Origin of the sequence: Enterobacter cloacae complex sp. IR5418, from assembly GCF_049238105.1 — a bacterium.
In the GTDB taxonomy this organism is placed as follows: Bacteria; Pseudomonadota; Gammaproteobacteria; order Enterobacterales; family Enterobacteriaceae; genus Enterobacter; species Enterobacter hormaechei.
Window position 1 is genome coordinate 1 of record NZ_JBMKHS010000062.1, and the last position, 8,476, is coordinate 8,476.

General features: G+C 63.4%; 9 protein-coding genes and 2 pseudogenes. 8 read left to right on the top strand and 3 right to left on the bottom strand.

What is annotated here, in order from left to right; all coding sequences use genetic code 11:
* The 5 genes and pseudogenes from ACOTX7_RS23270 to ACOTX7_RS23290 all read left to right on the top strand — a co-directional run.
* Positions 1–445: pseudogene (locus ACOTX7_RS23270) on the top strand (IS5-like element IS5 family transposase); the annotation flags it as partial.
* Positions 446–575: 130 nt separating this feature from the next.
* Positions 576–758: pseudogene (locus tag ACOTX7_RS23275) on the top strand (IS30 family transposase); the annotation flags it as partial.
* Between the two features lie 100 nt (positions 759–858).
* Positions 859–1,671 carry a subclass B1 metallo-beta-lactamase NDM-1 gene (locus ACOTX7_RS23280; protein ID WP_004201164.1) on the top strand — a complete coding sequence of 271 codons (813 nt, stop codon included), beginning with the start codon at positions 859–861 and terminating at the stop codon, positions 1,669–1,671.
* A 3-nt stretch (positions 1,672–1,674) separates the two neighbouring features.
* Positions 1,675–2,040 (top strand): bleomycin binding protein Ble-MBL, encoded by a 366-nt coding sequence (gene ble / locus ACOTX7_RS23285; RefSeq protein ID WP_004201167.1) that lies wholly within the window; start codon positions 1,675–1,677, stop codon positions 2,038–2,040.
* A gap of 4 nt (positions 2,041–2,044) precedes the next feature.
* The gene (locus ACOTX7_RS23290; protein WP_004201168.1) at positions 2,045–2,683 is read left to right on the top strand and encodes a phosphoribosylanthranilate isomerase; all 639 of its coding nucleotides are present in this window, start codon (positions 2,045–2,047) and stop codon (positions 2,681–2,683) included.
* Positions 2,684–2,693: 10 nt separating this feature from the next.
* Here the strand turns inward: ACOTX7_RS23290 and ACOTX7_RS23295 are convergent, their stop codons facing one another.
* Positions 2,694–3,725, bottom strand: a complete 1,032-nt coding sequence (locus ACOTX7_RS23295; RefSeq protein ID WP_004201169.1) for a protein-disulfide reductase DsbD domain-containing protein — start codon at positions 3,723–3,725, stop codon at positions 2,694–2,696.
* A gap of 4 nt (positions 3,726–3,729) precedes the next feature.
* Complete coding sequence (gene cutA, locus ACOTX7_RS23300; RefSeq protein WP_004201171.1) at positions 3,730–4,059, bottom strand: divalent-cation tolerance protein CutA; 330 nt, start codon at positions 4,057–4,059, stop codon at positions 3,730–3,732.
* 193 nt (positions 4,060–4,252) lie between these two features.
* Between cutA and groES the strand changes: the two genes are divergently transcribed.
* The 3 genes from groES (at position 4,253) to ACOTX7_RS23315 (ending at position 7,957) form a co-directional block, all read left to right on the top strand.
* Complete coding sequence (gene groES / locus ACOTX7_RS23305) at positions 4,253–4,543, top strand: co-chaperone GroES (RefSeq protein WP_004201172.1); 291 nt, start codon at positions 4,253–4,255, stop codon at positions 4,541–4,543.
* A 55-nt stretch (positions 4,544–4,598) separates the two neighbouring features.
* Complete coding sequence (gene groL / locus ACOTX7_RS23310) at positions 4,599–6,239, top strand: chaperonin GroEL (protein WP_004201176.1); 1,641 nt, start codon at positions 4,599–4,601, stop codon at positions 6,237–6,239.
* A 236-nt stretch (positions 6,240–6,475) separates the two neighbouring features.
* Positions 6,476–7,957, top strand: a complete 1,482-nt coding sequence (locus ACOTX7_RS23315; protein ID WP_032723056.1) for an IS91 family transposase — start codon at positions 6,476–6,478, stop codon at positions 7,955–7,957.
* Positions 7,958–8,167: 210 nt separating this feature from the next.
* Here the strand turns inward: ACOTX7_RS23315 and ACOTX7_RS23320 are convergent.
* Positions 8,168–8,476: hypothetical protein (locus ACOTX7_RS23320; RefSeq protein WP_254698813.1), on the bottom strand; the 309-nt coding region annotated here is incomplete at its 5' end.

The following is an 8,476-nucleotide window of genomic DNA, read 5'->3' on the forward strand; positions in this document are numbered from 1 at the left end:
CCACATTGGTGTCGATGCCAAGAGTGGCCTGACCCACAGCCTAGTCACCACCGCGGCCAACGAGCATGACCTCAATCAGCTGGGTAATCTGCTGCATGGAGAGGAGCAATTTGTCTCAGCCGATGCCGGCTACCAAGGGGCGCCACAGCGCGAGGAGCTGGCCGAGGTGGATGTGGACTGGCTGATCGCCGAGCGCCCCGGCAAGGTAAGAACCTTGAAACAGCATCCACGCAAGAACAAAACGGCCATCAACATCGAATACATGAAAGCCAGCATCCGGGCCAAGGTGGAGCACCCATTTCGCATCATCAAGCGACAGTTCGGCTTCGTGAAAGCCAGATACAAGGGGTTGCTGAAAAACGATAACCAACTGGCGATGTTATTCACGCTGGCCAACCTGTTTCGGGCGGACCAAATGATACGTCAGTGGGAGAGATCTCACTAAAAACTGGGGATAACGCCTTAAATGGCGAAGAAACGGTCTAAATAGGCTGATTCAAGGCATTTACGAGAGAAAAAATCGGCTCAAACATGAAGAAATGAAATGACTGAGTCAGCCGAGAAGAATTTCCCCGCTTATTCGCACCTTCCCTAAAGGGATTGATTTAAATCAGGCAGATCAGCATTATTTAAATCAAGTTGCCATGTCACTGAATACTCGTCCTAGAAAGGCGTTAGATTGGCTTACACCATTAGAGAAATTTGCTCAGCTTGTTGATTATCATATGGCTTTTGAAACTGTCGCACCTCATGTTTGAATTCGCCCCATATTTTTGCTACAGTGAACCAAATTAAGATCATCTATTTACTAGGCCTCGCATTTGCGGGGTTTTTAATGCTGAATAAAAGGAAAACTTGATGGAATTGCCCAATATTATGCACCCGGTCGCGAAGCTGAGCACCGCATTAGCCGCTGCATTGATGCTGAGCGGGTGCATGCCCGGTGAAATCCGCCCGACGATTGGCCAGCAAATGGAAACTGGCGACCAACGGTTTGGCGATCTGGTTTTCCGCCAGCTCGCACCGAATGTCTGGCAGCACACTTCCTATCTCGACATGCCGGGTTTCGGGGCAGTCGCTTCCAACGGTTTGATCGTCAGGGATGGCGGCCGCGTGCTGGTGGTCGATACCGCCTGGACCGATGACCAGACCGCCCAGATCCTCAACTGGATCAAGCAGGAGATCAACCTGCCGGTCGCGCTGGCGGTGGTGACTCACGCGCATCAGGACAAGATGGGCGGTATGGACGCGCTGCATGCGGCGGGGATTGCGACTTATGCCAATGCGTTGTCGAACCAGCTTGCCCCGCAAGAGGGGATGGTTGCGGCGCAACACAGCCTGACTTTCGCCGCCAATGGCTGGGTCGAACCAGCAACCGCGCCCAACTTTGGCCCGCTCAAGGTATTTTACCCCGGCCCCGGCCACACCAGTGACAATATCACCGTTGGGATCGACGGCACCGACATCGCTTTTGGTGGCTGCCTGATCAAGGACAGCAAGGCCAAGTCGCTCGGCAATCTCGGTGATGCCGACACTGAGCACTACGCCGCGTCAGCGCGCGCGTTTGGTGCGGCGTTCCCCAAGGCCAGCATGATCGTGATGAGCCATTCCGCCCCCGATAGCCGCGCCGCAATCACTCATACGGCCCGCATGGCCGACAAGCTGCGCTGAGCCATGGCTGACCACGTCACCCCCAATCTGCCATCGCGCGATTTCGATGTGACAGAGGCGTTTTATGCGAAGCTGGGCTTTGCGACGAGTTGGAAGGATCGCGGCTGGATGATCCTGCAGCGCGGCGGTTTGCAGCTCGAATTCTTCCCCTATCCTGACCTCGACCCAGCTACGAGCTCGTTCGGCTGTTGCCTGCGGTTGGATGATCTCGATGCCATGGTGGCATTGGTGAACGCGGCGGGAGCCGAGGAAAAAAGCACCGGCTGGCCGCGCTTCAAAGCTCCGCAACTGGAGGCGAGCGGCCTGAGGATCGGCTACCTGATCGATCCCGACTGCACGCTGGTGCGGCTGATCCAGAACCCCGACTGACCGCATGCCCGCGAAAATCAAGATTTGCGGGATCAGCACACCCGAGGCGCTCGATGCGACCATCGCGGCGCGGGCGGACTATGCCGGGTTGGTGTTCTATCCAGCGTCGCCCCGTGCGGTTACGTCGAATGTCGCGGGCGCTTTGACATCGCGCGCAGCTGGCCAGATCGCCATGGTCGGTTTGTTCGTCGATGCGGATGATGCTGTCATCGCCGACGCACTGGTGGCAGCCAAGCTGAACGCGCTGCAGCTGCACGGTTCGGAATCGCCCGAACGCGTGGCCCAGTTGCGCGCGCGGTTTGGCAAGCCGGTGTGGAAGGCGCTGCCCGTCGCCAGCGCCAGCGATGTCGCACGCGCCGCAGCCTATGCCGGGGCGGCGGACTTGATCTTGTTCGACGCCAAGACCCCCAAAGGCGCGCTGCCCGGCGGCATGGGGTTGGCGTTCGACTGGTCGCTGCTGGCCGGATATCGCGGTGCCTTGCCGTGGGGGCTGGCAGGCGGGCTAAATCCGACGAATGTTGCCGAGGCGATTGCGCGCACCGGAGCGCCGCTGGTCGATACCTCCAGCGGCGTCGAAAGCGCGCCGGGCGTCAAGGATACCGACAAGATTACCAATTTCGCCTTTGCGGTGCGCTTGGCCTAAATCGCGTCGATCAATAGGCGTCGTTCAGCGCAAAGATCGGCTTGCGGGTGCGCCACTGCCCTCGGGTGAAGTCGGGAAAATCTAACGTGCGATTGCCCTCAGCAATCGATTGTTCCGACAGAGGCGTGATCGCGCTCCAGGCCAGCGCGTCGTAAATGTCGATTGGCATCGGGGCCTTGGCCTTCAGCGCCTCGACAAAAGCGTGGATCACGAACCAGTCCATCCCGCCATGCCCGGCCCCTGCCGCCAGATCGGCGTAGCGTTTCCATAGCGGGTGATCGTATTTCGCAAACCAGCCCTCGGCAGGCTCCCAGCGGTGCGGCTGTGGGCTCTTGCCCTCCAGATAGATCGACTTGTTGACGTCCATCCACAGCCCCTCGGTGCCTTGCACCCGAAAGCCGAGAGAATAGGGGCGCGGCAGCGAGGTGTCGTGGCACAGCATGATCGTTTCACCATTAGTGCAGCCGATCATGGTGTTGACCACATCACCCAGTGCGAATTTCACCTCGGCGTTGGGATGATCGGCAGAGCCGTTCTTGACGACATAATCATGCAGCCCGCGCGCCTTACAGCCGAAGCCGCCAGCGCCCGCTTCGCCCGGCAACGCGACCTTCAGGGTGCGGGTCTGCGGCGGGTAGCACACGCCGGCATCGGCGCAGCCCTGGTACTTCACGGTCAGGGTGGTCGCGCTCGCGCCGGCCGCGGGCGTGCCGGTGAGGGTGCCGAGCAATTCCTTGCGGTAGGTTTCGACGTCGCCGAAGAATTCGTCGCGGTAGGCCTTGCCCTTCGGCAGCGCCATGGTCGCGCCGGTGAAGGCGGCATCGGCCTTGACCGAGGTGCGGTGCCGGTACAGGTAATAGCCGTCGGCGATCCGCCAGCGCACCTCGATGCGGTCCGGCGCGGTGGCCTGCGCGGACAGGACGAAGACCTCGTCGACCGGCGGCAGTTCGAAGTCCTGGGCGACGGCCGAGGTCGCGGGCAGCGCAAGCAGCAGGGCGAGCCCGGCCAGCCAGCGGCGCAGGCGGATCGTGGATGCGGTCATTGGCTCAGTTTACCGGTCGGCTCTCGGCGGCCAGCCATTGCAGGTATTCGGGCAGGCCGGACGCGGCTTCGACCGCGAGCAGCTCCGGGAGTTCGTAGGGATGCAGTTGGCGCAGGCGTTCCTGCAGGGCGGGGTAGGCCTCGGCACTGGTCTTGACCAGCAGCAGGACCTCGGCCGCGGCCTCGACCTTGCGTTGCCAGCGATAGACCGAACGCAGGCCGGGCAGGAGGTTGACGCAGGCGGCCAGGCGCTCGGCCACCAGCGCGGTGGCGATGCGCTCGGCGCTGTCGGCGTCGGGACAGGTGCAGAAGCAGATCAGGGCGCTCACCGGCATAGGGTAGCGGCTGCCCCGATCCGGCGGGCCTGGCGGACATCCGCGTGCGGCCCTTGAAAGTCGGCGGGCCCGCCCCATCTCGGTGGCATGCCGGGTTCGCCCGGTTCTGTTGTCCGCGGTTTGGCACTCGCTTCGCGCGACTGCTAAAATCGCCGGGTTTTTCCACGTCAATCAACCATTTACCGAGGTTGCCATGTCCAATATCAAGCCGCTGCACGACCGCGTGGTCATCAAGCGCATGGAAGAAGAGAAGCTGTCCGCCGGCGGGATCGTGATCCCGGATTCGGCCACCGAGAAGCCGATCAAGGGCGAAGTCGTCGCCGTCGGCACCGGCAAGGTGCTGGACAACGGCCAGGTCCGCGCGCCGCAGGTCAAGGTCGGCGACAAGGTGCTGTTCGGCAAGTACAGCGGCACCGAAGTGAAGCTGGACGGCGTCGAGCTGCTGGTGGTGAAGGAAGACGACCTGTTCGCGATCCTCGGCTGATCGCGCGTCGCTCCCACACATTTCTCATCCGAATAATTTTTCGAGGTAATTCGCAATGGCTGCCAAGGACATTCGTTTCGGCGAAGACGCGCGCTCCAAGATGGTGCGCGGCGTCAACGTGCTCGCCAACGCCGTGAAGGCGACCCTCGGCCCGAAGGGCCGCAACGTCGTGCTGCAGAAGAGCTACGGCGCGCCGACCATCACCAAGGACGGCGTCTCCGTCGCCAAGGAAATCGAACTGGCTGACGCGTTCGAGAACATGGGCGCGCAGATGGTGAAGGAAGTCGCTTCCAAGACCTCCGACAACGCCGGCGACGGCACCACCACCGCCACCGTGCTGGCGCAGGCGTTCATCCGCGAGGGCATGAAGGCGGTCGCCGCCGGCATGAACCCGATGGACCTGAAGCGCGGCATCGACCAGGCGGTGAAGGCCGCGGTCGGCGAACTGAAGTCGCTGTCCAAGCCGTCGTCGACCAGCAAGGAAATCGCCCAGGTCGGCGCGATCTCCGCGAACTCGGATGCCAACATCGGCGACCTGATCGCGCAGGCGATGGACAAGGTCGGCAAGGAAGGCGTGATCACGGTCGAGGAAGGCAGCGGCCTGGACAACGAACTCGACGTGGTCGAGGGCATGCAGTTCGACCGCGGCTACCTGAGCCCGTACTTCGTCAACAACCAGCAGTCGATGTCGGCCGACCTGGATGATCCCTTCATCCTGCTGTACGACAAGAAGATCTCCAACGTGCGCGACCTGCTGCCCGTCCTCGAGGGCGTGGCCAAGGCCGGCAAGCCGCTGCTGATCGTGGCGGAGGAAGTCGAAGGCGAAGCGCTGGCGACCCTGGTGGTCAACACCATCCGCGGCATCGTCAAGGTCTGCGCGGTGAAGGCCCCGGGCTTCGGCGACCGTCGCAAGGCGATGCTGGAAGACATGGCGATCCTGACCGGCGGCGTGGTGATTTCCGAGGAAGTCGGCCTGTCGCTGGAGAAGGCCACCATCAAGGACCTCGGCCGCGCCAAGAAGATCCAGGTGTCGAAGGAAAACACCACCATCATCGATGGCGCCGGCGAAGGCGCGGGCATCGAGGCGCGCATCAAGCAGATCAAGGCGCAGATCGAGGAGACCTCCTCCGACTACGACCGCGAGAAGCTGCAGGAGCGCGTGGCCAAGCTGGCCGGCGGCGTTGCGGTGATCAAGGTCGGTGCCGCCACCGAAGTCGAGATGAAGGAAAAGAAGGCGCGCGTCGAAGACGCCCTGCACGCGACCCGTGCGGCCGTCGAGGAAGGCATCGTCCCGGGCGGCGGCGTCGCCCTGATCCGTGCCAAGGCGGCGATCGCCGGCATCAAGGGCGTGAACGAAGACCAGAACCACGGCATCCAGATCGCCCTGCGCGCGATGGAAGCCCCGCTGCGCGAGATCGTGACCAATGCCGGCGATGAGCCGTCGGTCATCCTCAACCGCGTGGTCGAAGGTTCGGGTGCGTTCGGCTACAACGCCGCCAACGGCGAGTTCGGCGACATGATCGAGTTCGGCATCCTGGACCCGACCAAGGTCACCCGCACCGCGCTGCAGAACGCCGCGTCGATCGCGGGCCTGATGATCACCACCGAAGCGATGGTGGCCGAGGCCCCGAAGAAGGACGAGCCGGCGATGCCGGCCGGCGGCGGCATGGGCGGCATGGGCGGCATGGATTTCTAAGCCCCGCGATCCATCAAGCAAGACCACACAGCCCGGCCTCGTGCCGGGCTTTGTGCGTTCTGGCGTCCGCGGCGGGAGACTTCCTACCCGCCCCGCGGCAATGTCTGACGCGAAGATCAGAAAACGCCGATATGAACGCGTGCTCGCGGGCGCAACCCTGAGCAGCCGTCCCTGCAACGGAGCGCTGCGTGCCGCGCCTGACCGCACCCCGGCGGCAGGCCGAGGTGTGCGCGCCACTGCCGGCCGCCCACGCCGCTGCGCGTTACGCGCGCCACCTGCCCGAGCGCACGCTGCTGTACGCGCTAGTGCAGGCGCACTACCCGGACTTCATCGCGCGTCTTGAGGCCGAAGACCGCCCGCTGCCCGAGTATGTGCGCGAGGAGTTCGAGACCTACCTGCGCTGCGGCGTGCTCGAGCACGGCTTCCTGCGCGTGGTCTGCGAGCACTGTCGTGCCGAGAGGCTGGTGGCGTATTCCTGCAAGAAGCGCGGGCTGTGCCCGAGCTGCGGCGCACGGCGCATGGCCGAGTCGGCGCGGCATCTGGTGGACGAGGTGTTCGGCCCGCGGCCGGTGCGGCAATGGGTGCTGAGTTTCCCGTACCCGTTGCGCTTCCTGTTCGCCAGCAAGCCTGAGGCGATCGGCCCGGTGCTGGGCATCGTGCATCGTGTGATCGCCGGTTGGCTTGCCGATCAGGCCGGCGTGCCGCGGGATACGGCGCAATGCGGCGTGGTGACCCTGATCCAGCGCTTCGGCAGCGCGCTGAATCTCAACATCCACTTCCACATGCTGTGGCTCGACGGCGTGTACGAGGACACCACCGAGCGTCCGCAGCGCAAGCCGCGCCTGCACCGCACCCGTGCGCCCACATCGGCGCAACTGACGGAACTGGCCAACACCATCGCGCATCGCGTGTGCCGGCACCTGTCGCGCCGCGGCTGGCTCGAAGGCGAAGACGAATCCGTGTTCCTGTCCGACAGCGCGGGTAGCGACGACGGCATGGATGGGCTGCGGATGAGTTCGATGACCTACCGCATCGCCACCGGTCGCGACGCTGGCCGCAAGGTCGTCACGCTGCAAACGCTGCCTGGCGACGCCGGTCCGCTGGAGGGCGACGCCGGCAAGGTCGGCGGCTTCTCGCTGCATGCCGGCGTGGCCGCGGAAGCACACGAAAGCCACAAGCTCGAAAAGCTGTGCCGCTACATCACGCGCCCGGCGATCAGCGAGCAGCGGCTATCGATCTCGCCACAGGGCAGGGTGCGTTACCAGCTCAAGACGCCGTGGCGCAATGGCACCACGCATGTCGAATGGGATGCGGTGGACTTCATCGCCAAGCTGGCGGCACTGGTCCCGCCGCCACGCGCGCATCTCACCCGCTTCCACGGCGTATTCGCCCCGAATGCAAACCTGCGCGCGCAGCTGACGCCCTCGGGGCGCGGCAGGCGGCCTGCGGGCGATGCGGCGCCAGTGGACGTCAGCGCCCACGACGAGCCGCGCAGCCCCGAGCAGAAGCGCCGTGCGATGAGCTGGGCGCAACGGCTCAAGCGGGTCTTTTCCATCGACATCACCACCTGCGCCCACTGCGGCGGCGCGGTGCGGATCGTCGCCAGCATCGAAGACCCCAAGGCCATTCGCGCCATCCTCGCCCACTTCGAGAAACACGGCGCGCTGGAGCAAGCGCACTACCGGCCCGCAGCGCGCGCCCCGCCGCCCGCCGCGTGATGAGGCGCCGGCCACACAGCCGGCAGCCAAGCCAGAGTCCGATCCGATGCGGCCACGACCCCGCAGGGCTGCGCTCGGCCCTGTGCCGGGATTCGGTGAGAAATGGCTACGCACTGAGCCGCTGCGTGGCCCCGCGATGTCGAAAACCCACGCATGAACCCCCGATCTGTGCCCGATCTGTGCCCAAAGCGGCGCTTGCGCGGCCGCTTCCTACCCGCCAGACTCGCCAAAAAGGGCGGTTGAACTTCCTATACCCATATCCCACTTTAGGTTTGGCAGCACCTTTTCAATCAGGTGGTTGTTTACACCAATCCAGCTATTGGCCAATTGAATATTGGTTTCGTCTACTTTTTTTGATTTTTTAAACAGCTTGGTAAAACCGAGTGCCAAAACAGGGGGACCATGTAAAAACGTGCTTCCTGTAATGACTGAACCAACTGTGAGTCCTTTACTGACTTTTTGCGGCACTGTTGCAAAGTTAGCGATGAGGCAGCCTTTTGTCTTATTCAAAGGCCTTAC